Raw genomic sequence first — 23,254 nt, 5'->3', positions numbered from 1 at the left:
TGCGCCAGAGCGGCGCGGCGAAGCCAGGGGGTCAGGCTTTGCCGCCGCCCCGGCCCCCGCGGACAGGCCCGGCGCGCGTTTCGCTCAGCGCCGCCAGTCGGAGAAGCGCAGGCCCTTCGCGGCGCACTCTTCGATGACCCGGCTTGGGCGCCAATCCAGCCCCGCCGCTTTCGCCTGGTCTTCGATCCCGGCGAGGATCGCCTTCGCACCCAGGGTATCGGCGTAATGCATCAGCCCGCCCCGCCAGCGCGGAAAGCCGGTCGCGAGAAGCGTGACCAGGTCGATATCGGCGGCGCGTTCGGCGATACCCTCGGCCAGGATTTCAGACGCCTCGTTGATCATCGCCAAAAGCAGCCGGCGGCGGATCTGATCGGCGCTGAATTCGCGCCGCGCGACCTTGGCAAAATAGGCCTCTTCGCGGATCAGATCCTCGATCAGCGGATCCAGCACCTTGCCGCCACCGCCCGGATAGCGATACCAGCCCACCGCCGTCTTGCGGCCCAGCCGCCCTTCGGCCACCATACGGTCGGAGATCGGGTTGCAGCGCCGCGCGGGGTCGCGGCCGGCATCCCTGCGCCGGCGATTGGCATGCGCGATGTCCAGCCCCGCCAGATCCTGCCGCTCGTAGGGGCCCATGGCATAGCCGAAATCCACCATCGCCTCGTCGATATCCCAGGGGGTACTGCCCTCGATCAGCAGGGCATCGGCTTCGTCATCGCAGCGCGCAAGGATGCGGTTGCCGATGAAGCCGTCGCAGACGCCGGCCAGCACGGGGGTCTTGCCCAGCGCCGCGGCCAGCGCGAAACCGGTGGCCAGCGTGCGGTCTGAACTGGCCGCGCCGCGAATGATCTCGACCAGCTTCGCGACAGGGGCGGGCGCGGGGGCGGCGGCGCAGAAATGCAGACCCAGCAGCCGCGCGGGATCCGCCAGCCCCGCGGCGATCAGGTTCAGATCCGGACGCGCGGTGGTGCTGGCCAGCACCGCATCGGGGCGCAGTACGGATTGCAGGCGGGCAAAGACCTGCCGCCTCTCCTCCATGCTCTCGCCCACCGCCTCGATCGCCAGATCGGCGCCGGCCGCGTCGGCATAATCGGCACTGACCGAGAAACCTGCGCGCCGTGACGCAGCATCGACCGCACCGATCCGGCCGCGGGCAAGGTCTGCCTCGATGAACTTCTCGCCATTGGCCCGCGCCCGCACCACGCCCTCGGTGTCGGCTTCCAGCAGCGTCACCCCAAGGCCCGCGTTCAAAAGCGCATAGGCAAGCCCCGCCGCCAAAATGCCGCCGCCAACCACCGCGACCTGGCGCAGCGGCGCCGGGCCGGCGCGCAGCCAGCCGGGCGCACGCGCGCTGCGCTCGGCAAAGAAGGCATGGCGCAACGCGCGCCCCTGGTCGGAGGCACGCAGTTCCAGAACGGTCGCGCGCTCGGCCTCAAGGCCCTGTGCCAGCGTGGCGGTGCATGACCGGGCGATCAACTCGATCGCGCGCAGCGGCGCCACCTGACCGCGCATCCGCCTGGCGGCCGTCCGGCGCGCGGCCTCGAACACCTCGGGCGGGGCGTCGCCGGGGTTCAGCTTTCCCACCGGCACCGCCAGGCCCAGCCGCGCGGCGCGAAGCGTCGCGGCCGCGGCCACGGGATCGTCGCCAAGCGCATCGACAAGGCCGATCCTCTTGGCCTCGACGCCCGAAACGACCCGGCCCGTGGCGATCAGATCCAGCGCCACCTCGATCCCCGAAAGGCGCGGCAGGCGCTGCGTGCCGCCGGCGCCGGGCACCATGCCCAGGGTCACATCGGGCAGGCCCAGGGTGGCGTCGGGGCGGGCGATGCGGTAGCGGCACGCCAGCGCGATCTCGGCCCCGCCGCCCAGCGCCTGGCCGTGAATTGCCGCGATCCAGGGCACATGGCTGCGCTCGATCCGGTCCAACACGTCGGACAGATGCGGCGGCTCGGGGGCCAGGTCGAATTCGCGCGCATCGACGCCGGCGGCAAAGGCACGCCCGGCGCCCGACAGGATCACCCGCTCCAGCCCCTCGGCCTCGGCCCAGTCGACCGCTTCCAGCAAGCCGCGCCGCACCGCGCGATCAATCCCGTTGATGGGGGGATTGTTCAGCTGGACATGGCCGCACATCCCGTCCCTGACCCGCGAAACCGCCATGTCACCCCCACCGACTTGATGGCGCCCTCACTCGCATTCGCCGCATTATCTTGCAACCGCGCCCAAGGCTTCCAGTCGCGGACAAGGTGCCTACCCGAGATCGAGAAAGCCGTGCGCGCGGATCAGATCCAGCAATTCCTGCACCGAGGTCTCAAGCGGCTTGCCCGAGGTGTCGAGCATCGCCTCGGCCCGCTGATACAGCGTGACGCGGCTTTGCAGGATGGATTTCAGCTGCTCCATCGCCTCGGGATTGCCAGCCATCGGCCGGGTGTCCCCCTGGGCGCGGACCCGGGACATATGTTCATCCGGCGCGGCCTTGATCCAGATCGTGTGGAACCGCGACAGAAGGGTCTTGTAGGTGTCCGGCTCGGCCACGATGCCGCCCGCCACCGCCAGGATCAGGCTGTCATGGGTGGCAATGATGCGGTCGATCGCCTGGGCCTCCAGCCGCCGATAGCCTTCCTGGCCGTACAGCGCCATAACCTCGGTCACCGCCATGCCGACGTGATCCTCGATCTCGCGGTTCAGCTCCACGAACGGCGCGCCCAGGCGCTGCCCGGCCAGGGCGCCCAGCGTCGACTTGCCCGCCCCGCGCAGGCCGATCAGGCAGATCCGCCGCGCCCGCAGGCGTTCGGGCGGCTCGGGCTCCAGCAGGTCCAGCACGCGCGCGCGCACCGCCGCCGGGGACGCGCGGTAAAGATCGGCGACCTTCAGCACCTCGGATGTCCAGGGGTCCTCTTCCGAGACCAGCCATTCGATGCGGTGGTCCAGCGCGATCGCGACCCGCTTGAGCAGCCCGATGGAAATGTTGCCTTCGCCCGCCTCAAGCTGCGCCAGATAGCGCGGCGAGACGCCCGAAAGCTCGGACACAACCCGCCGTGGCAGGCCCTTCAGTTCCCGCGCGCGGCGCACGCGTTCGCCGACGCTGCGGATCAGCGCCGCGACCTGCGCATCGGCCGGGACATCGGTCTCGGCACTGACCGTCTGACCCTGGAAATTCGTGATCTCGCTCATACCGACCAATTATGAATTATATTGCAAAGCCTACCGGGTTTCGGCCCCGGATCAATGGCTATCTGCCCACCCCAAGCGGAAAGCAGGGCACTGCCGGGTTCAGGTATCGGGGCGCAGATGGGCCTCGACGATGTCGCGGAAGGCCTTGGGCGGCTTTTGCTTGCGAAAGGCATCGGCAACGATGAAGACGCAGACGAAATTGCCTTCGAAACATAGCTTGCCGTCCTGCCGCCCCGCGACATGGAACCCCACCGAGGTCTCGCCCAGGCGGTTCGGCCAGACTTCGCAGATCAGCCGGTGCCGCGGCGTCACCGGCGCGCGGAAATCCATCTGCATGCTGACGAAGGGCGTGCCGAGGTTGTGGTCGATCTCCATCTGGTACCAGCCGGCGCCAATGTGATCCTCCCACCAGGCGTTGATCGCATCCAGCGCGAACCACGGCAGCCGGGCGGTATAGGCGATGCGGGCGGGATCGCAATCGCCCCAGGTCACCCGGATCTCGTGCTCATAAGCGCGGGCCGGCGCCTGTGGCCGGCCGCAATCAAGATCCTTCGACATCAATAGGTCTCGACGTGGTATCGGCCCTGTTCGCGCATCGCATCGCGCAGCGCATCCCATCGCGTTCCGCCGCTTTCCGCGATGCTTGCGAATGCTTTCTCCACGCCGTCCTCCATACCTTTCAGTCCGCAGATGTAGATATGGGTATCGGGATCGGATAGCAACTCGGCCACGGCATCGCGCTCGGCCATCATCCGGTCCTGCACATATTCCCTGGACGCGCCGGGGATGCGGCTGAAGACCAGGTGCTGGCGCAGCACCGATTGCGGCACCTTCTTGAGCGGGCCGAAATAGGGCAGGCTTTCGGGCGTGCGGGCGCCGAAGAACATGGTCATTCCACCATCAGGGCCGCCATCGGGGCCGCCGTCGGCCCTGCCCAGCGCGCGCTGGCGGCGCATGGTGAAGGCCCGCATCGGCGCCGAACCGGTGCCGGTGCAGATCATCAAAAGCCGCGCCGCCGGATCGTCGGGCAGCAGGAAGGTGGCGCCGAACGGCCCCGTGACCCGCACCCTGTCGCCCTTCTTCAGATCACAGACGTAGTTCGAGCAAAGGCCCTGCGCCTCGCGCTTCACCGTCAGCGAGACGTTGCCATAGCCGGGCCGTTCGCCGTCGCGCGGGCTGGAGACGGAATAGAGGCGCGGTAGATGCGGGCTGCCCTGGGCATCCGTTCCCGGCGGGATGATCCCCAGCGTCTGGCCTTCCAGCACCGGGAAGGGCCTGCCCTCGAAGCCGAGGATGATGTGACGCACGTCCGAGCCGCTGTCATCATGGGTCAGGCGGTAATTGCCCTGAACCACCGCCTCGACCGGATGGCCGAGAGTGTAGAGGTTCACCGTGGGCTTGGCCGCAGAGACCGGCGCACGGGCCTTGCCGCCGGCGCCCCTGTGCGCTTCGTCCAGCAGCCGCGCCACCGCATCGTCGATCGCCTCTGCATCCTCGGCCGCGCCGGCGACCGCGGTGCCAAGGTCCTGTTGCGCGGGCAGTTCCTCCCAGCCGAACTGTTCCTCGATCGAATAGGGATCCGGGACCATGCGCCAGTTGTCGATCGAGCCGGTGGGGCAGACCGGGATGCAGGACATGCAGTAATTGCACTTTCCGGCATCGACCACGACGTTGTTGTCGTCATGGGTGATCGCCTCCAGTTCGCAGGTCATCTCGCAGGTGTAGCAGCGGATGCAGATCTCGGGGTCGATCACATGCTGCTTCACCGGCGTCTTGAGGGGGGCATTCATGCGCGCGGCTCCGATCTGAGGATCACCTCGGGCAACCATAGCAGTTCGGCCAGTTCGGCGCAGCAACCGCGGCAGTCGGGGCAGCCGAGGCAGCAATCCGGCACCGGCCGCACCGGACGAAGGGGGCGGCCGGCGGGACCCGAGGGAATAGCGCGGCGTTTGATTTCCATGATCTCCTCGCGTGATGTCGGGCGCCGACCGCCCCGGCGGCTCGGCCCGGGCCTCAGGCCATGTGCAGCTTGACGTATTCGTAATCACCCGGCTTGTTGTCGATCCCGACCTTAGGCGGCGCGATCCAGCCGGCGAACTGGCCGGGTTCGTATTGCGGCTTCATCAGCGACTGGATGAAATCGCCATCGGCCTTGCTTGGCAGCCAGCCCGCACGGGCGGCGTCGTATTCGGCCTCGCCCAGCCGCCTGCCGGTCGGATCGAAGCGCCCGTTCGCGAACACCCCGATCGCACGATTGAAGCTTTCATGCGGCAAGACCAGCTGGAACTGGATCCCCGCCTTGTCGATGATCTTGTTCCAGCGCCCCACCCCGCCCGAGGCGTCGCGGGTGTAATCGTCGCGCAGCCGCATGTTGATCGCGGTCAGCGCCGGCACCTCCTTGCGCACGACTTTGCCATCCTCCAGATCCCAGACCATGTAGGTCGCGGACTGCAGCTTGTGGTCGTCGTCCAGCCGGTGCTCCATGTAGCGGCCCTTGATGCCGGCGTTAAAGGCGTTCGCGGCGTTGGTCGAGACCTCTTGCCCGAAGAGATCGAGCGACAGCGTGTAGTGCAGGTTCAGCTTCTTCTGGATCGTCGGCAGGTCGATGACACCCAGGGCGCGGATGCGGTCGATGTCATGGGGATCGTCGATGCCGTTTTCCTTCATCACCTGGCAGGTGCGTTCGATCACCCTTCCAACGCCGGTCTCGCCCACGAACATGTGGTGGGCTTCCTCGGTCAGCATGAAACGGCAGGTGCGGCTGAGCGGGTCGAAGCCCGATTGCGCCAGGCTTTCAAGCTGCATCTTGCCGTCGCGGTCGGTGAAATAGGTGAACATGAAGAACGACAACCAGTCCGGCGTCTCCTCGTTGAAGGCGCCCAGCATCCGCGGCGCCTCTTCGCTGCCCGACTGGCGGCGCAGCAGGTCGTCGGCCTCTTCGCGCCCGTCGGCGCCGAAATACTTGTGCAGCAGATAGACCATCGCCCAAAGGTGACGCCCCTCTTCGACATTCACCTGGAAGAGGTTGCGCAGATCGTAAAGCGACGGCGCGGTAAGCCCGAGGAAGCGCTGCTGTTCCACGCTTGCGGGCTCGGTGTCGCCCTGGATCACGATCAGACGCTTTAGCATGTTGCGATATTCGCCCGGAACCTCCTGCCAGGCGGGCTGGCCGGCGTGCTCGCCACAGGGGATCCTGCGGTCCTCGGCCTGGGGGGCAAGCAGGATGCCCCAGCGGTATTCGGGCATCTTCACATAATCGAACTTGGCCCAGCCCTTCGGGTCGACCGAGACGGCGGTACGCAGATAGACCAGCGATTGCTGGAAATTATCAGGGATAAGGTCGTTCCACCAGTTGATGTAGCCGGGGTGCCATTTCTCCAGCGCCTTCAGCACGCGCTTGTCGGAACTCAGCCCGACGTTGTTCGGGATCTGGGTGTCGTAGCTGACATTGATGAGATCGAGCATGTCGTTCCTCCTGCGGGTTCAGACCCGTTCCATGTTGTAATTGCCGCGCAGGCCGGTGCCGTAGCGCTGCAACGCGCCCTCGGCGCCCACCGCGTTGGGGCGCTGGAAGATCCAGTTCTGCCAGGCGGTCAGGCGGCCGAAGATGCGGGTTTCCATCGTCTCGGGTCCGGCGAAGCGCAGGTTCGCCTCCATCCCGGTCATCGCGTCGGGGCTGAACGAGGCGCGTTCTTCCATGAAGATGCGGATCTCGTCTTCCCAGTCGATGTCGTCATAGGCGAAGGTGACAAGCCCCGCCTCCATCGCCTCGGATGCCTCCATCGCCGCGCCGGTGCGGCCCTCCAGCGCCGTCACCGCCTCGGGCGTGCCAAGGAAGCGTGTCTGCAGCCGGGTCAGATCGTTGCCCATCGGGAAGGGCCCGAAATTCGCGGGCGAAAGGGTGACACTGGCCATCGGCCGGTTGTCGCCTTCGAATTCGTCCTCCATCATGTAGCTGCGATCGACAGCCCATAGAAGTTCGGCCAGAACCCCCGCGAAGCACGCCCCATGCTCGACCAGCGCGATCATCGAGCGCGAGGTCATGTCGACCCGCTTCAACACGCGCTTCCAATAGGCGAGGATCTCGTTCGCAAGCCAGTCCTCGCGGTTCTCCAGCAGCAGGCGTTCCTGCGCCAGCACGGCCTCGGGGTCGCCCTGGCTGCGGAAGACCAGAAGGCCCAGCTCACGTTCGTTCAGGCGCAGATGCAGGATCGCGTCGTCCAGCTCTCGCGCCAGGCGCAGCAGATAGGATTGATCGCCCCGCGCGTGCAGATCGGTCACCGAACCCGGCCCGGCCGCGTCCGGCCCCTTCAGCGTGATCGTCGCCTTGCGGCCGGGGCGGTCCAGTTCGACCTCGACCAGCGAATAGCTTACCGCGCCGCTCTTGTGGAAACTGCGCGCCAGCGGCCCCAGCGTGATCCCCGGGCCCGCGACCTTGCTCGAGGCGGCGGCGAATTCCTTCGCCCGCTGGGCCACGGCGTCGTCGAATTTCGAATTCGGGATTACCTCGTCGACCAGGCGCCAGTCCTTCGCGCGCTTGCCCTTCACGCCCTCTTCGGTCGAGCAGAAGATATCGGCCAGATCCCGGCGCACCTTGCGCTTGTCGGTCACCCGGGTCAGCCCGCCGGTCCCCGGCAGCACCGCCAGCAGCGGCACCTCGGGCAACGCGACCGAGGACGCGCTGTCGTCGGTCAGCATGATATGGTTGCACGCCAGCGCCAGTTCATAGCCGCCACCGGCACAGGCGCCCTTCACCGCGGCGATGTATTTCTGGCCCGAATCGGCCTCGGCCGCCTCGTAGGTATTGCGGGTCTCGTTTGTGAACTTGCAGAAATTCACCTTGTGGGCGTGGCTCGCCCCGCCCAGCATGCGGATGTTGGCGCCGGCGCAGAACACCCTGTCCTTGCCCGAGCGCATCACCACCACCTTCACTTCGGGATGTTCGAACCGCATCCGCTGCACGATGTCGGCCAGTTCGATATCGACGCCCAGATCGTAGGAATTCAGCTTCAGCTGATAGCCCTCGAAAAGGCCGCCGTTCTCGTCCACATCCATGAAAAGGTTTGCGACGTCGCCGTCATATTCCACCCGCCAGTGGCGGTATTTCGATGGGTCGGTCTGGAAATCAATGATCTTGGTCACGCGCGTCGCTCCACCTGGTCCCAACCCAGAGTGATGCACAATAATGCCTTATGCAATGACCAAGACGCAACTTTTCGCCGGAACCCACGCAAAATTGTGCTCAATTGCAAAAGTCACCCCGCCGATCACCCCTAGTCCATCACTTAAATTGCAGTATATTGCATATCGCGGTATGAATCGGGTGTCATCGGGCGGGACGGGCCGCGACATCGGCCTACGAGGGCGTCGCGCCCTACCCCTCGATCCGCTCTAGCCGGGTGACGAAAGCGGCGATGGCGGCGAGCGCCGCGTCGGGCTGGTCGAACTGCGGCGAATGGCGGCAGCCGTCCAGCATCGCGACTTCGACCGGGGCGTAACAGCGGCGGGTGAATTCCTCGACCTGCGCCTCGGTGCCGTATTGGTCCTGGCGGCCCTGGATCACCAGGGACGGGACGCGGATGTAGTCGATCACGTCGGAGACGTTCCAACTACGGAAACGAGGATCGAGCCAGGCGTCGTTCCAGCCGCGAAAAGTGGCCACGGGGTTGTCGTGGTACTTGGCCATCCGCTCGGCCAGATCGGTCGAGAGAAAGGCGTCGCGGGCGCGGGAGATCTCGTTGAGGCCCATGGGTTCGGTAAAGAAATGCGGCGCCATCAGGATCAGGCCACGGACACGGAAATCCTCGACCCGCCCCGCATATTCCGCGGCGATCGTGGCGCCGTCGGAATGGCCAAGCAGCAGATAACGCGTAGCCTCGATCCCCGCCAGCACGTCGGGCAGGACGGCCTCGGCCTCATGGGTCATGTAATCCAGCGACCGCGGCAGATCCGCCGCGTCGGACCGCCCGTAGCCCGCCCGCGAATAGGCAAGGACCGGAAGACCCGTGGCCTCGTTCACCCGGCGCGGAAAATCGCGCCACAGGGCGACGCATCCCAATCCTTCGTGCAACATCACGATCACCGGGCTTTCGCCCCGCGGCGGCCCGCCGAAAGCCGCCCATTCCAACCGCTTGCCCCCGGCAGAAAGGCTACCCGCCCCCGCCGCCCAGTCTATCGTGCCCACCCCAGCACTCCCTAACTCACCATGCGCAACCTGAAGCGCTGAATCTTACCCGTCGCAGTCTTGGGCAATTCTTCCACAATGTCGATCCATCGCGGATATTTCCACATCCCGACCCGGGCCTTGACGAATTCCTTCAACTCCTCGACCACCGCCGGATCGGTCCCGGGCTTGAGCACGATGAAGGCCGCGGGCTTTTCCAGCCCGTCCGCCGTCTTGCGCGGCACCACCGCGGCCTCCAGCACCGCGGGATGCGCGACAAGCGCCTGTTCCACCTCGAAGGGCGACAGCCAGATGCCCGAGACCTTGAACATGTCGTCGGCGCGGCCGCAGTAGACATAACGCCCGCCCTCGGTGCGCTCGTACTTGTCGCCGGTGCGCGTCCAATGACCAGCGAAGGTGGCACGCGACTTGTCGCGACGGTTCCAGTAGCCCTCGGCGCTGGAGGGGCCGCGCACCAGCAATTCCCCCACCTCGCCGTCGGCCACATCCTGGCCGTCTTCGCCCACCAGCCGCACCTCATAGCCCGGCACGGCCACGCCCGAGGTGCCGTAGACGATATCGCTGGGACGGTTCGAGAGGAAGATGTGCAGCATTTCGGTCGAGCCCACGCCATCGACGATCTCGGCCCCCCAGAGCGCCTGCCAGCGTTCGCCGATCTCTCGCGGCAGAGCCTCGCCGGCGGAGGTGCACAGCCGCAGGCAGTGCTCGGGCCGCCGACCCGCGGCCTCCTGCGCGTGGAGCATCGCGGCGTAGAGCGTGGGCACGCCGCAGAACAGCGTCGGCCGGTGGTCCTTCAGCACCCCGGCCACGGCCTCGGGGGTCGGGCGTCCGGCCAGCAGAACGGTGCCGGCGCCCACCGACATCGGGAAGGACATCGCATTGCCCAGCCCATAGGCGAAGAACATCTTGGCGGCGGAAAAGACGGTATCGGCCTCGGATATCCCCAGCACCTGCGCCGCGAAGGTGTCGCAGGTGGCCTTCAGCGCGGAATGGACATGGCGCACCCCCTTGGGCGTGCCGGTCGAGCCCGAGGAATACAGCCAGAAGGCCAGTTCGTCACCGCAGGCCTCGGCCACCGCGGCGGCCGGCGCGCCGGCCATGAAACCGGTGTAGGTTTCGCAGCCGTCGCGGCGGGCGCCGATCACCACCACGGCGCGCAGATGGCGGTTGCCTTCCAGCGCCGGGCGCAGGGTGTCCCACAGTTCCTCGGACAGGACCAGAAGCGAGGCGCGGCTGTCTTCCAGGATATTGGCGTAGATCTCGGTCGCAAGCAGCGTGTTGATCGGAACCGGGATCGCGCCCGCCTTCAACGCGCCCCAGAAGGCGACCGGAAATTCGATCTGGTCGCGGATGACCAGCGCCACGCGTTCCTCGCGCCGCACGCCCGCGCGGGCCAGCGCCCCGGCGAAACGCGCGGTCTGCTCCGCAAGCCCGGCATAGCTGAGCGCGCGCCGCGCGCCGTCGGCCTCGCGGAAGGCGATCTTGTCGCCGCGCCCCTCGGCCAGATGGCGGTCGACGAAAAACAGGGCGGCGTTCTCATTGGTGGTGCAATCCAAGCCAGTTCCTCCCTCAAGCCCAGGAATGCCCGCGCCAACACCCCACCGGGCATCCTCCTAGGCGCGACAAATATATGCGGTATAATGCACAACTTTCATACCCCGGCAACAAAAAGCTTCTCGTTCTGCATTTTGCTGCATAAATCACGAAAGCCGACCGCGAGAGGGAAACCTGACGACGCCGCGGGCCGGGGTTCCGGCCCGCGGATCGCGGCACGGGCCACTACATCTTGTTCGCCTTCTTGGCGAATTCGTTGGTGTAGGTGTCGGTGATATTCACATGCGCCTTCGCCACTTCGGGGTCACCCTCGGAAAAGACCTTGAGCACGGCCTCGGCGCCCTTCGGGTCCATCATCCCGTCCTTGGAATACATCGGGATCGTGTTGGTCAGCGCCGCCAGATAGGTCTTCTTGTTCTTGCCCACCATTTCGGGCGGCATCTTGGCCATGATCTGCTCGGGCGTATGGCTGTGGATCCATTTCAGGGTGTTGACCATGGCGTCGGTCATCATCTGGGCCTCCTTCTTGTGGGAATTCACCCAAGAGGCGCGGGCATAGAAGGCGCCGCCCGGGTAATTGCCGCCGAAGGTCGCGACCGTGTCCTTCTCGCTGCGGGTGTCGGACAGGATGCGCAGGTTCTTGTACTTGTTTTGCAGGATCGTCACCGCCGGATCCAGCATCACCGCCGCGTCGATGCGGCCCTGCTCCATCGCCGCGATCGCCGTGCCGCCCAGGCCCACGCCGATCACCGCCGCCGAATCCCGTTTCAGACCGGCCCGCGTCAGCAGGTACTTCAGGAAGAAATCGGTCGAGGACCCCGGCGCCGAGACGCCGACATGCTTGCCCGCCAGATCCTTGATCGAGGTGATCTTGTCCGTCTCCTTGGGCGAGACCACCAGCACCAGGCCGGGGAAGCGGTCATAGATCACGAAGGATTCCAGCTTTTGGTGCTTCGCGGCAAGCTCCACCGTGTGGTCGAAATAGCCCGACACCACGTCGGCCGAGCCCCCGATCACCGCCGTCAGCGCCTGGCTGCCGCCCTTGAAGTTGACCATGTTCACGTCCAGCCCGGCCTGCTTGTACATGCCAAGCTGCTTGGCCAGCACCGTGGGCAGGTAGCACAGGCAGCCCGCGCCCCCGATCGCCAGCGTCACCGTCGGCGCCGCCTGGGCGGCGCCTCCGAAACCCAGAAGCGCGGTCGCCGCTACGGCGAGCCATCTGGTCAGTTTGTTCATCTTCCATCTCCTCCTTGCAAGATGCGCCCTCTCCCCCCGGGGGCGCTTCGGATCTTGGCGGATCAGGACCCGCCATGAAGCTGCGGCCGCCACACCAGCAGGCGCCGCTCGATCAGCGTGACGCCGTAGTCGATGGCGATGACGAAGGCCGCCAGAACGAACATGCCCGCGAACACGCCGGCGACGTCGAACATGCCTTCGGCCTGCTGGATCAGATAGCCAAGCCCCGCGGCAGAGCCGAGATATTCCCCCACCACCGCGCCGACCACGGCGAAGCCGATCGAGGTGTGCAAAGACGAGAACACCCACGACAGCGCGGACGGCAGATAGACATGGCGCAGAAGCTGGCGTTCATTCATGCCCAGCATCCGGGCGTTCGACAGGATGGTCTTGTCGGCCTCGCGCACGCCCTGGACGACGTTGAAGAACACGATGAAGAAGACCAGCGTGAATCCCAGCGCCACCTTCGACCAGATCCCCAGCCCGAACCACAGCGTGAAGATCGGCGCCAGCACCACGCGGGGCATGGCGTTCGCGCCCTTGATATAGGGATCGAACACCGCCCCAAGCCGCGGCTTGCGCGCGAACCAGAACCCCAGCACCAGCGCCGCGAAGGCGCCGATCAGGAAGGACAGGATCGATTCCTCCAGCGTGATCCACAGGTTGTACCAGATCGAGCCGGTGGCGAACCAGGTCCAGATCTGCGCTGCCACGTCGCCCGGCGTCGAGAAGAAGAAGGCCAGATCCTGCGGATTGCCCACAAGATGCGTGGTGGTGGCGATCTGCCAGGCCAGCACTAGGAACACGGCAACCCCCACCTGCAGGACGATCAGCAGGGCGCGGTTCATGCGGTTCATGGCGTCTCTCTCATCGTCAGGTCGGGATAGGCCTTCAGCACCTCGGATTTCAGCAGGTGCCAGATGTCGCGGTGCAGCGCCTGGAATTCGGGCATCAGCTTGATCTCGGATATGTCGCGCGGGCGGGCCAGGCCGATCGGGAAATCGCCGATGATCCGCGCCGCCGGCCCGGCGGACATGATCACCACCCGATCGGCAAGGCTGATCGCTTCTTCCAGATCATGGGTGACGAACAGCACCGCCTTGCGGTTCTCCTGCCACAGCCGCAGCAGCAGGTCGCCCATGATCAGCCGGGTCTGGGCGTCAAGCGGGCCGAAGGGTTCGTCCATCAGCACGATGCGCGGATCGCGGATCAGCACCTGCGCCATCGCCACGCGCTTGCGCTGCCCGCCCGACAACATGTGCGGATAGCGATCGGCGAAGGGCGCCAGGCCCACCCGGCGCAGCCAGTCGCGGGCCCGGTCGCGGGCGGCGCGCTTTGGCGTGCCCGCGATCTCCAGCCCTATCGCCACGTTTTCGAGCGCCGTCTTCCACGGCATCAGCGCCTCAAGCTGGAACAGATACCCCGCGTCGCGATTGAGCCCCGCCAGCGGCGCGCCGAAGATCCGCACCTGCCCCGCCGCCGGCGTCAGCAGCCCCGCAGCCGCGTTCAAAAGTGTCGACTTCCCGCAGCCGGTAGGGCCGACGATCGCTACGAACTCCCCCTCGGCTACCGCCAGATCGGCGCCTTCCACGGCGCGAAACAGGGCTTGGCCGGTGCCGCCGAACTCGATCGTCACGCCCTCGAATGCGATCGCCCGGTGCGCGGCCCGCGGCGACGGCGCCCCCGGCGGCAGGCCCTGCGGCACCCCGCCCTGCGCGGCCTCGGCTGCCGCGCGCTTCAAGCCCCGGCGTCGCAGACCCGGCGGCCTGCGTCCCATCCCTTGCCGGTCATCGGCGTCTCCTCCCCTGGTGTGGTGCCCGACGCGGCCGCGCCGCCCGGACGATCCTGCCTCAATTCCTGTGCCGGTCTGCGACAAAATGCAACGCCCCATACGGACAGTAGCCGCACGTGCCGCACCGCCGGCGCTGCCGCAGCCAAGCCGATCGTCACGAAAACGTCACTTGTCCAGATCCAATAATTCGAAAATACATGAAATATGGAAATGTTGATTCCCCATCGGCTGACGACCCTGGGCCACCCGCAGCGGCTGGCATTGTTTCGGCTGCTGATGCGGCGCTATCCCGACCGGCTGCCTGCCGGAGAAATCGCCGAGGCGCTGGGTGTCAAGGCCAATACGCTGTCGAACTATCTTTCGGCCTTGATGCAGGCGGGGTTGATCACCCAGCACCGCGATGGCCGGTCGCTGCTTTATGCCATCGAGCTAGGGGCGGTGCGTGAAACCTTCGATTTCCTGCTGCACGATTGCTGCCGGGGACGGCCGGATATCTGCGCACCCATCTCGCCGCTTCCGGGCGAAGCCCCGGCGCCGGCGCCGGAGGCGGGACACAAGTACAACGTCCTCTTCATCTGCACCGGCAATTCGGCCCGCTCGATCTTCGCCGAGACGCTGCTGCGCGACCGGGCGGGCAACCGCTTCAACGCCTATTCCGCCGGCACCCGGCCCCATTCGAGCCTCAACCCCCTTGCGCTCGAAGTGATGAAGGCCCACGGCCATGACGTTTCGACCCTGCGCGCAAAGAACGTCGCGGAGGTTTCGGGCCCCGGCGCGCCGCGCTTCGATTTCGTCTTCACCGTCTGCAATCAGGCTGCGAACGAGGCCTGCCCCGCCTGGGAAGGCCAGCCTGTCAGCGGCCATTGGGGCGTGCCGGACCCGGTAAAGGCCGAAGGCAGCCCGGCCGAGCGGCGCCTGGCCTTTCACGCAGCCTACGGCGCGCTGAAACGCCGGATCGACGCCTTCGCGGCACTGCCGTTCGAAGCGCTCGACCGCATCGGCCTGCAATCCGCCGTCGACCGGATCGGACGCGATGATCCGCCCCCCGAAAAGGACCCGTCATGACCACCTATGCCCTGAACGGCCTTGGCCGGATCGGAAAGCTGGCGCTGAAACCGCTACTGGAACGCGGCGCCCGGATCGCCTGGATCAACGATGCGGCCGGCGATCCGGCGATGCACGCGCATCTGCTGGAATTCGACAGCGTCCACGGCCGCTGGCAGGCCGGGTTCTCGCATGACGACCGCGGCGTTACCATCGACGGCACGCGCCTGCCGTTCATCGGCACCGGCCGGATCGCGGATCTGCCGCTTGAGGATGTCGATGTGGTGATCGACTGCACCGGCGCGTTCAAGTCCGAGGCGAAGCTCGCCCCCTATTTCGAGGCCGGGGTGAAGCGGGTCGTGGTCTCGGCGCCGGTCAAGGACGGCCCCACGGCGAACATCGTCTATGGGGTGAACCACGAAAGCTACGACCCCGGCACCCACCGCATCGTCACCGCCGCGAGTTGCACCACCAATTGCCTGGCGCCCGTCGTGAAGGTGATCCACGAAGGGCTGGGGATCCGCCATGGGTCGATCACCACGATCCATGACGTGACCAACACCCAGACCATCGTGGACCGCCCCGCGAAGGATCTGCGCCGCGCCCGTTCGGCGCTGAATTCGCTGATCCCCACGACCACCGGCTCGGCCACCGCGATCACCCTGATCTACCCCGAGTTGAAGGGCCGGCTGAACGGCCATGCGGTGCGGGTGCCGCTGCTCAATGCCTCGCTCACCGATTGCGTCTTCGAGGTCGAACGCCCGACCGATCGCGAAGAGGTGAATTCGCTTTTGCGCGCCGCGGCCGAAGGGCCGCTGCGGGGCATCCTGGGCTATGAAACGCGGCCGCTGGTCTCGGCCGATTACGTCAACGACACCCGATCCGCGATCGTCGATGCGCAATCGACGATGGTGGTGAACGGCACCCAGGTGAAGATCTACGCCTGGTACGACAACGAGATGGGCTATGCCAACCGGCTGGTCGATGTGGCGCTGATGGCGGGGGCCGCGCCCTAGCCGCATCGAGCGCGCGCCGCCCCACCTTCCCTGATCCCGCCTACCCGCGACCCCGCCTTTCCGCGACCCCGCCTTTCCGCGACAAGGAGTTCCCATGAGCATCTTCGAACGCTTCCTGACCCTCTGGGTCGCCCTCGCCATGGTTGCGGGGATCGTGCTGGGCAATCTGCTGCCGGGCCTCGTGGGTGCGGTGGCAGCGGCGCAGGTCGCCAGCGTCAATCTGGTGGTCGCGGTGCTGATCTGGGCGATGGTCTATCCGATGATGGTGGGGGTGGAATTGTCGGCGCTGAAGAATGCGCTGCGCCAGCCGCGGGGGCTGGCGATCACCCTGGCGATGAACTGGCTGATCAAGCCCTTCAGCATGGCGGCCCTGGCGGTGGTGTTCTTCAACCACGTCTTCGCCGCCTGGCTGACGCCCGCGCAATCGGCGCAGTATACCGCCGGGCTGATCCTGCTGGCCGCCGCGCCCTGCACCGCGATGGTGTTCGTCTGGTCGCATCTGACGCGGGGTGACGAAAGCTATACCTTGCTGCAGGTGTCGGTGAACGACGTGGTGATGGTCTTCGCCTATGCCCCGATCGTGGCCTTCCTTCTGGGCGTGACGCAAATCGCGGTCCCATGGCAGACGCTGCTGCTGTCGGTCGTGCTGTTCGTGCTGTTGCCGCTGCTGGCCGGCGCCTGGACCCGGCGCAGGCTGGCCAGCCCAGAGCGGATCGCGGCCTTTCAGGGCCATGCCAAGGCCTGGTCGGTGGTCGGGCTGATCGTCACGGTGATGATCCTCTTTGGTCTGCAGGGGCAGGAAATCGTCGCCCACCCGGCCGTCATCGTGCTGATCGCGGTGCCGATCCTGATCCAGTCCTACGGGATCTTCGCGATCGGCTACGGCGCGGCCTTCGCGTTGAAGGTGCCGCACAAGATCGCCGCGCCCTGCGCGCTGATCGGAACCTCGAACTTCTTCGAGTTGGCGGTGGCGGTGGCGATTTCGCTGTTCGGGCTGTCGTCGGGGGCGGCGCTGGCCACGGTGGTCGGCGTGCTGGTCGAGGTGCCGGTGATGCTGTCGCTGGTGGCGGTGGCGAACCGCACCCGCGCCCATTTCCCAGGCCCGATGGCCTGACAGGCCGCCGTGTCATGAAGCCCATACCCAGCCATGCAGATCCGGGCTAGAAAAGGGCCGCACATAACACATCCTGGCTGGAGGGCCGAGGCTGACCGCATCATCCCGAAACACCGGCCGCCGCCCGGCCCGGCGCCGCATGTGCGTGGCGGCCGCTGCGGGCCTGGCGGCGGCGCTGCTGCCCGCGGCCGCGCGGGCCCATGCCTCGCAACAGGCGGTGATCTTGCTGCTCGACACCACCCCGGCGATCGTCGGCGCGGCGCTGGCGGTCGCCGCGACCGTGCTGCTGGGCGTCTGGGCCGGATGGGTGCCACGCTTCCGCGCCTGGCGTTTGGGTTCCTGGCCGGGCACCGGCACCGGGCTTAGCTGGCTGGGCTTCGGGCTGCTGGTCTTCCTGCTGGCGGTCGGCCAGTTCGGGCCGCACGATCCGCTGGGCAACCTGCTGCCATTGACGATCTGGACGGTGATCTGGGTGGCGATGACCGCCGCCGTGGCGCTTCTTGGCGACATCTGGCGGCCCATCGCCCCCTGGCGCGGGCCGGTGCGGCTGGCGCGGCGCCTCTTGCGCCGGCAAGGCGGCGTCGGGCTGGCACGGCTGGGCCATTGGCCCGCCGTCGCCGGCCTCTTCGCCATCGCCTGGTACGAATTGATCTCGCCCGCGCCTTCGGACCCGGCGGGTCTTGCGCGCGTGGCCGCGTTCTACTGGACGCTGGTCTTCGCCCTGGCGGTGCTGGAGGGCGAGGACTGGCTCGACCGGGGCGAGGCGCTGAGCCTCTATTTCCGGCTGACCGCCAAGATCGCCCCGCTGTGGCGCCGCGACGAAGGCAAGCGCCGGGCACTATGGATCGGCGTGCCCGGCGCGCAGATCGTCGCCATGGCGCCGCTGACGGCGGCCGAGGTCGCCTTCGTCACCCTGCTTCTGGCGACCGTCAGCTTCGACGGCCTCAGCGAGACGTTCTTCTGGCTGGGGCAGGTGGGGGTCAATCCGCTGAACTATCCCGGACGCACGGCGCTGATCGGGGTGAACAGCGCGGGCCTGCTGGCGGCCTGGGCGCTGACCGCGGCACTGATCCTGGGCGCGCTGGCCGCAAGCCGCCGGGGACGCGACCCGAACACCGGCCGGTCGCCCCTGCTGCTGGGTTTCCTGCCGATCGCGACGGCCTATCACGTCTCGCATTATCTGGTGACGCTGCTGACCCGGGGGCAATATGTCTTCACCGGCCTCAACGACCCGTTCGAGCGCGGCTGGTCACTGCTGGGGATCAATGACGACTGGGCCTCGTTCGGGTTCCTCAGCGACCCGCACGACGTTATGCTGATCTGGTCGGCGCAGGTGGCGCTGATCGTCGTGGCGCATGTGCTGGCGGTGCTGCTGACGCTGCGACTGGTGCCCGGTGGGCTGCGCACGCATCTGCCGGTCGGGGTGCTGATGGTAGGCTACACGATCTTCGGGCTGTGGCTGCTGGCGGCGCCTTCCATCGGATGACCGGGAAATAAGTTGCAACAAGGAACCGCCGCGCACATGCCTCTGATGAAGGCCTTGGCCAACTCAGAAAAATATGGACAGATCGTTTGCATGCATACATTCTATGCCTTGACCGGCCGTCAAGAGCCGCGCGGATGTTTCAAGAGGGAGTCACGACATGACCAACACACCAGGAACTTCCACGACACGCCGTCAATTGCTAGGCGGGCTGGCTGCAACCGGCGCCGCGGCGGGTCTTGCGACCGGACTGGGCACGCGGTTTGCCCAGGCGCAAAGTTCGGCGCCGCTGAAGCTGGGCTTTCAGCTGCATCGCACCGGCATCGGCGCCGCATACGGCCGCTGGTACGAACGCACCACGAAGGCCGCGCTGAAGGCCGTGAACGATGCCGGCGGCATCAACGGCCGCCCGGTCGAGGTGGTGTTCGAAGATGACGGCACCGACGCCGCCCGCGGCCCGCAGGTGCTGGACAAGCTGATCAACCAGGAGGGCTGCGAACTGGTCTTCGGCCCGCTGTTTTCCAACGTGGTCGTGGCGACCGCGCCGCGCGCGGCGGAACTGAAGATCCCCTATCTGGTCTGTTCGGAAACCCATTCAGTCGCCGCGGGCAAGTTGAACCGCTGGACCCTGCAGCCCGGCATCACCGACGTAAAATCCCAGGTCCGCGCCGTCGCGCCCTTCATCTTCGACAAGCTCGGCAAGAAGGTGACGATGATCTACCCCGATTACGCCTTCGGCTACGATCACCGCGATTTCTTCACCCAGGCCGCCAAGGAGGCCGGCGCCGAGATCGTCAAGCTGCTGCCGATCCCGGTGACCGAGACCTCCTTCACCCGCTATTTCGCGCAGATCCCCAGCTCGACCGAGGTGATCTATCACGTCATGGTCGGCCCCGGCGTGCTGACCTTCGTGAAGGAGCTGGGCGAGTTCTACGGCGCCAACCACCCCAAGCTGTTCGGCTTCATCGACTCGCTCGAGGCGGTGAACATCGCCACACCCAGCCTGAGCTTCCTGGAGGGCAGTCATTTCTGGGAAGGCGATTGCCGCTATGCCCAGCCCGACGAGACCGAATTCGACAAGGCCTATCGCAAGGCCGTGGGCGTGAACGACGAGGGCGCCGCGATCAACGACCCCAAGGAGATCTCGACCTACGCGCACATGTTCTCGTGCTGGGAGACGCTTTATGTGATCAAGGCCGGGATGGAGGCTGCCGATTACAAGGGCCCGCAGGACCGCCAGAAATTCGTCGAAGCCGTCGAGGCGATGTCGGACATGGCGGATTCGCTGCAACATCCGCAGGGCGCGAAGCGGTTCAACGGCAAGACCCATCAGGTCTTCGGCCATCAGAACATCTCGCAGGTGAAGGACGGCAAGCTGGCGCGGATCGAGCGCACCAGCATCGACGCAGGCCTTTACCCGGACGAGACGGATTATACCAAGATGTCCTTCTAGGCACGCGCGCCCGTGGGATTCTGGCCGATCTTCCTGCTGGCCCTGATGGAGGGGTTGGTATCCGCGGCGGTGCTGGCCATCACCGCCGCGGGGCTAAGCCTGGTGTTCGGGGTGATGCGGGTGGTGAACGTGGCCCATGGCGCGTTCTTCATGCTGGGCGCCGTGGGGGCGTGGTTCGTGACAACCTATGTCCCCGGCCCCCCGGCGCTGGTGTTCCTGGCCGCGATGATCCTGGCGCCGCTTTGCGTGGCGGCGCTGGCGGCGCTGGCCGATATCGGGGTTCTGAAGCGGCTGAACTACAACGCGGATGCCACGATCGTCGCCACGATCGGGCTGCTTTATATCCTGGAACAGGGCGCGCTAAGCTTCTTCGGCCCCAGCGCCCGGCCGGTGCCGGCGCCGTTTTCCGTCCGCATCCAGCTGCCGTGGTTCGGCTATTCGGGCTACAAGCTGGCGGTGGTGGGCGCGGCGGTGGTTCTGCTGGCGCTGCTATGGCTGGCGATCAACCGCACCCGGGCGGGCCTGGTGATGCGCGCCACCCAGTCCGACCGGGAAATCGCCCGCGCCTTCGGCATCGACACCGACAAGGTCTATGCCGGGGTCTTCGCCTTCGGGGCCGGGCTGGCGGCGCTGGCCGGTGTGCTGGTGGTGCCGATCCAGCAGGCCTATTACCTGATGGGCGAGGGGCCGCTGCTGATGTCGTTCATCGTGGTGATCATCGGGGGGCTGGGCAGTCTGCGCGGCACCTTGCTGGCGGCGCTGTTCATCGGGCTTTCCGACGGGGTGATCTCGATGTTCTTCTCGCCGACGTTGACCGAGATCCTGGCGACGCTGCTGGTTGCCTTCGTGCTGATCTTCCGCCCGCAGGGCCTGTTCGGCAGGGGCGCCGCATGAAGGCGCTTTCGCTGCATCTTGCCGTGCTGGCCGCGCTTCTGGCGCTGAACTTCCTGGCCCCCGCCTATCATCACGCGATGCTGGCGCGGATCATGGTGCTTGCGGTCTTCGGCCTGGGCTACAACATCGCCTTCGGCTACACGGGCCTTCTGTCGCTGGGCCATGCGCTATATTTCGCGGCCGGGCTTTACGCCACGGGCCTGATGTCGCAGGCGGGCTGGGGCGCCGGGCCGGCGCTGATCGCCGGTGTGCTGGCGGGCGGCGCGATGGCGCTGATCTCGGGGGCGCTGGCACTGCGCACGGCGGGCGTGTCCTTCATGATCGTGACGCTGATGTTCGCCCAGGCCTTTCATCAGACCATCCTCTACTACACCCCGATCACCCGCGGCGAAGAGGGCTTCAACCTGACCGACGCGGGCCGCATCCTGGGGCCGCTGAACCTGACCGAAGAGACACCGCGCTACCTGGCGGCACTGGCGCTGTTCTCCGTGGCGCTGCTGCTGAAGCTGGCGCTGGTGCGCTCGCGCCGGGGGCGGGTCATGGTGGCGGTGCGCGAGAACGAGGAACGCAGCCGCATGTTGGGATACGACGTGTTTCGCGTGAAGCTGGCGGCGCTGGTGCTTTCGGGCCTTTACGCGGGCGCGGCGGGGGCGGCCTGGGCGGTGCTGTTTGGCTATGTCGGCGCGGGCTTTGCGGGGATCCAGTATTCGATCCTGCCGCTGCTTTACACATTGCTGGGCGGCGCGGGCACGGTGCTGGGGCCGTTCCTGGGGGCACTGGCGATGTTCTATTTGATCGACCTGACCTCGGACGTCAGCCAATCCTACCTGTTCATGGTCGGCGCCAGCCTGCTGATCCTGATCGTCTTCGCGCCGAAGGGCATCCTGGGCACGCTGCGCGACAGGGGGCTGAAATGGCTGCCGTGACACTGCTGGAAGCACGCGGGCTGACCCACCGCTTCGGCGGGCTGACCGCCGTGCGCGGGGTGGATTTCGACCTGCAGCAGGGCGAATGCCACGCGCTGATCGGCCCTAACGGCGCCGGCAAGACCACGCTGGTCAGCCTGCTGTCGGGGCGCCTGCCCGTCCAGACCGGCGCGATCCGCTTCGCCGGCCAGGATATCACCCGCCTGCCCGCGCATCGGCGCGTGCGGCGCGGCATCGCCTATACGTTCCAGATCACCTCGGTCTACGCGGGCCTGAGCGTGGCCGAGAACGCGGGCCTGGCGATCCAGTCGCGCGGCGGGGCCGAGGCCGAGGTATCCGCCGCCCTGGCCCGCGTCGGGCTGCAGGACCTGGCCGAGACCCGCGCGGGTGCCCTCAGCTACGGTCACCAGCGGCTGCTGGAAGTGGCGATGGGGCTGGCGCTGCACCCGCGCCTGCTGATCCTCGACGAGCCGACCCAGGGCCTTGCCGCCGGCGAGATCGGGCGCTTCAAGGATCTGGTGGCGGGGCTGACGCCCGAGATCACCGTGCTGCTGATCGAGCACAACATGGAGGTCGTGATGGATCTTGCCCGCCGCATCACGGTGCTGAATTTCGGCGAGGTCCTGGCCACCGGCACGCCAGGGGCGATCCGGGCGAACGCGGCGGTGCAAGCCGCCTATCTGGGGGGCTGATGCTGGAGCTTCGCGATATCGAGGCAGGCTATGGCGCGGTGCGCGTGCTGCGCGGCGTCAGCCTAAGCGCCGCGGCGGGCGCGGTCACCTGCGTCATGGGCCGCAATGGCGCCGGCAAGTCGACGTTGATGAAGGCGATCATGGGGCTGATCCCGGTGGCCGCTGGGCATGTGCTGCTGGATGGCAACCCGATAGAGGCGCTTCCCGCCCATCAGGTGCCCCGCCGCGGCCTGGCCTATGTGCCCCAGGGCCGGCGCCTGTTCGCGGAACTGACGGTCGAGGAAAACCTTGGCGTGGGCCTGCTGGTACGGCGCGGCGACGCGGGGCTGCGCCGCCATGTGCTGGACCTTTTCCCGCGGCTCGAGGAACGGCTCGACCAGCAGGCCTGGACGCTGTCGGGCGGCGAACAGCAGATGCTGGCGATCGCCCGGGCGCTGTGCCTCGGCCCGCGGGTGTTGCTGCTGGATGAGCCGACCGAGGGACTGCAACCCTCGATGATCACCCTGATCCGCGACACGGTGCTGCGGCTGAAGGCCGAAGGCCTGGCGGTGGTGCTGGTCGAACAGCGGGTCGAGGCGGTGCTGGAAATGGCGGACCAGGTGGTGTTCATGGCCAACGGCCGCGTGGCCGAAACCGCCGCCACGCAGGGCCTTGCCCCCGACGCGCGGCAATTTCGCGATCACGTCGGGATCTGA

Annotated in this window: 20 protein-coding genes; 9 read left to right on the top strand and 11 right to left on the bottom strand. The window is 66.9% G+C overall.

Annotation, left to right across the window (positions count from 1 at the left end; genetic code table 11):
- Window positions 1-84 precede the first annotated feature (84 nt).
- The 11 genes from BLV97_RS12150 to BLV97_RS12100 form a co-directional block, all read right to left on the bottom strand.
- Entirely contained in the window at window positions 85-2,157 is a 2,073-nt protein-coding gene (locus BLV97_RS12150; RefSeq protein ID WP_035846313.1) for a 3-hydroxyacyl-CoA dehydrogenase NAD-binding domain-containing protein, read from the bottom strand.
- A 90-nt stretch (window positions 2,158-2,247) separates the two neighbouring features.
- A complete protein-coding gene (locus BLV97_RS12145; protein WP_035846311.1) occupies window positions 2,248-3,171 on the bottom strand; it encodes a helix-turn-helix transcriptional regulator in 924 nt (307 codons plus the stop codon).
- A gap of 99 nt (window positions 3,172-3,270) precedes the next feature.
- Entirely contained in the window at window positions 3,271-3,729 is a 459-nt protein-coding gene (locus BLV97_RS12140) for an acyl-CoA thioesterase (RefSeq protein WP_035846310.1), read from the bottom strand.
- The gene (gene boxA, locus BLV97_RS12135) at window positions 3,729-4,961 is read right to left on the bottom strand and encodes a benzoyl-CoA 2,3-epoxidase subunit BoxA (protein ID WP_035846309.1); all 1,233 of its coding nucleotides are present in this window, start codon (window positions 4,959-4,961) and stop codon (window positions 3,729-3,731) included. Before boxA ends, BLV97_RS12140 begins: the two co-directional genes overlap by 1 nt.
- 223 nt (window positions 4,962-5,184) lie before the next feature.
- Window positions 5,185-6,636 (bottom strand): benzoyl-CoA 2,3-epoxidase subunit BoxB, encoded by a 1,452-nt coding sequence (gene boxB / locus BLV97_RS12130; protein WP_035846307.1) that lies wholly within the window; start codon window positions 6,634-6,636, stop codon window positions 5,185-5,187.
- A gap of 18 nt (window positions 6,637-6,654) precedes the next feature.
- Window positions 6,655-8,313 carry a 2,3-epoxybenzoyl-CoA dihydrolase gene (gene boxC, locus BLV97_RS12125; protein WP_035846305.1) on the bottom strand — a complete coding sequence of 553 codons (1,659 nt, stop codon included), beginning with the start codon at window positions 8,311-8,313 and terminating at the stop codon, window positions 6,655-6,657.
- Window positions 8,314-8,545: 232 nt separating this feature from the next.
- A complete protein-coding gene (locus BLV97_RS12120; RefSeq protein ID WP_051646297.1) occupies window positions 8,546-9,355 on the bottom strand; it encodes an alpha/beta fold hydrolase in 810 nt (269 codons plus the stop codon).
- Between the two features lie 11 nt (window positions 9,356-9,366).
- A complete protein-coding gene (locus BLV97_RS12115; protein ID WP_035846303.1) occupies window positions 9,367-10,911 on the bottom strand; it encodes a benzoate-CoA ligase family protein in 1,545 nt (514 codons plus the stop codon).
- 223 nt (window positions 10,912-11,134) lie between these two features.
- The gene (locus tag BLV97_RS12110; protein WP_035846301.1) at window positions 11,135-12,145 is read right to left on the bottom strand and encodes an ABC transporter substrate-binding protein; all 1,011 of its coding nucleotides are present in this window, start codon (window positions 12,143-12,145) and stop codon (window positions 11,135-11,137) included.
- 62 nt (window positions 12,146-12,207) lie between these two features.
- Window positions 12,208-13,002 carry an ABC transporter permease gene (locus tag BLV97_RS12105; protein ID WP_244521017.1) on the bottom strand — a complete coding sequence of 265 codons (795 nt, stop codon included), beginning with the start codon at window positions 13,000-13,002 and terminating at the stop codon, window positions 12,208-12,210.
- Window positions 12,999-13,886 (bottom strand): ABC transporter ATP-binding protein, encoded by an 888-nt coding sequence (locus tag BLV97_RS12100; RefSeq protein WP_244521016.1) that lies wholly within the window; start codon window positions 13,884-13,886, stop codon window positions 12,999-13,001. The genes BLV97_RS12105 and BLV97_RS12100 overlap by 4 nt, the downstream gene beginning before the upstream one ends.
- 255 nt (window positions 13,887-14,141) lie before the next feature.
- On the opposite strand from BLV97_RS12100, the gene BLV97_RS12095 reads away from it, so the two are divergent.
- The 9 genes from BLV97_RS12095 to BLV97_RS12055 all read left to right on the top strand — a co-directional run bounded on the left by BLV97_RS12095 (window position 14,142) and on the right by BLV97_RS12055 (window position 23,254).
- Window positions 14,142-15,002 carry an arsenate reductase/protein-tyrosine-phosphatase family protein gene (locus BLV97_RS12095; RefSeq protein WP_035846300.1) on the top strand — a complete coding sequence of 287 codons (861 nt, stop codon included), beginning with the start codon at window positions 14,142-14,144 and terminating at the stop codon, window positions 15,000-15,002.
- Window positions 14,999-15,997 carry an ArsJ-associated glyceraldehyde-3-phosphate dehydrogenase gene (locus BLV97_RS12090; protein ID WP_035846298.1) on the top strand — a complete coding sequence of 333 codons (999 nt, stop codon included), beginning with the start codon at window positions 14,999-15,001 and terminating at the stop codon, window positions 15,995-15,997. The genes BLV97_RS12095 and BLV97_RS12090 overlap by 4 nt, the downstream gene beginning before the upstream one ends.
- A 94-nt stretch (window positions 15,998-16,091) precedes the next feature.
- Complete coding sequence (gene arsB, locus BLV97_RS12085; RefSeq protein WP_035846297.1) at window positions 16,092-17,111, top strand: ACR3 family arsenite efflux transporter; 1,020 nt, start codon at window positions 16,092-16,094, stop codon at window positions 17,109-17,111.
- Window positions 17,112-17,256: 145 nt separating this feature from the next.
- Window positions 17,257-18,597: a hypothetical protein gene (locus BLV97_RS12080; protein WP_160169202.1), complete on the top strand. Its 1,341-nt coding sequence runs from the start codon at window positions 17,257-17,259 to the stop codon at window positions 18,595-18,597.
- 157 nt (window positions 18,598-18,754) lie between these two features.
- Complete coding sequence (locus BLV97_RS12075) at window positions 18,755-20,047, top strand: ABC transporter substrate-binding protein (RefSeq protein ID WP_035846295.1); 1,293 nt, start codon at window positions 18,755-18,757, stop codon at window positions 20,045-20,047.
- 45 nt (window positions 20,048-20,092) lie between these two features.
- Window positions 20,093-20,941 (top strand): branched-chain amino acid ABC transporter permease, encoded by an 849-nt coding sequence (locus BLV97_RS12070; protein WP_092164084.1) that lies wholly within the window; start codon window positions 20,093-20,095, stop codon window positions 20,939-20,941.
- A complete protein-coding gene (locus tag BLV97_RS12065; RefSeq protein WP_035846293.1) occupies window positions 20,938-21,867 on the top strand; it encodes a branched-chain amino acid ABC transporter permease in 930 nt (309 codons plus the stop codon). The genes BLV97_RS12070 and BLV97_RS12065 overlap by 4 nt, the downstream gene beginning before the upstream one ends.
- On the top strand, window positions 21,864-22,559 hold the full coding sequence (locus BLV97_RS12060) for an ABC transporter ATP-binding protein (RefSeq protein ID WP_081825193.1): 696 nt from the start codon (window positions 21,864-21,866) through the stop codon (window positions 22,557-22,559). Before BLV97_RS12065 ends, BLV97_RS12060 begins: the two co-directional genes overlap by 4 nt.
- On the top strand, window positions 22,559-23,254 hold the full coding sequence (locus tag BLV97_RS12055) for an ABC transporter ATP-binding protein (RefSeq protein ID WP_035846290.1): 696 nt from the start codon (window positions 22,559-22,561) through the stop codon (window positions 23,252-23,254). Before BLV97_RS12060 ends, BLV97_RS12055 begins: the two co-directional genes overlap by 1 nt.

Source organism: Allgaiera indica, assembly GCF_900106675.1.
GTDB classification, from domain to species: domain Bacteria; phylum Pseudomonadota; class Alphaproteobacteria; order Rhodobacterales; family Rhodobacteraceae; genus Acidimangrovimonas; species Acidimangrovimonas indica.
The sequence above is the reverse complement of the archived record's forward strand: the minus strand, read 5'-3'. Positions and strand labels throughout refer to the sequence as shown.